The 442-nt window shown below is 70.4% G+C and carries 1 pseudogene; it reads right to left on the bottom strand.

Annotated features, from left to right (window positions below):
- Window positions 1-442 (bottom strand): annotated as a pseudogene (locus DK254_RS12355) (RHS repeat domain-containing protein); the annotation flags it as partial.

Raw genomic sequence — 442 nt, 5'->3', positions numbered from 1 at the left:
AGCCCAGTTCGCCCAGCGGGGTGCTTTCGCCGAGCAGGCGGCCGTTGGCGTCGTAGGCGAAGGCCAGGCGTTCGGCCTGCAGGCCCTGGCGTTTGCCCTGTTCACTGGGCAGGCGGTCGATGCCTTGCAGGCGGTCGCCGGCGTCGTACTGGTAGTCGTAGCGGGCGTCGTCGGTGAGCTTGGCCAGCAGCCGGCCGATGGCGTCGCGTTCGAACCGGGTGCGCCGCGTGGGGCGTTCGCCCTGCTGGCCGTAGCCGGTTTCCTCGACTTCCACCAGGTGGCCGCCGGCGTTGTAGCGGAACCGGCGGGTAAGGTTGTCGATGCGCTGCTCTTCCACCAGGCGGTCGCTGGCGTCGTAGGCGAAGCGGTAGGCCGCGCCGTTCTCGTTGACCAGCGCGGCCAGGCGCAGGGCGCGGTCGTATTCGTAGCGGACGATCTGCCC

Origin of the sequence: Pseudomonas sp. RW407 (genome assembly GCF_003176655.1) — a bacterium.
Taxonomy (GTDB): domain Bacteria; phylum Pseudomonadota; class Gammaproteobacteria; order Pseudomonadales; family Pseudomonadaceae; genus Pseudomonas; species Pseudomonas delhiensis.
This window is presented reverse-complemented; position numbering and strand designations above follow the sequence as displayed.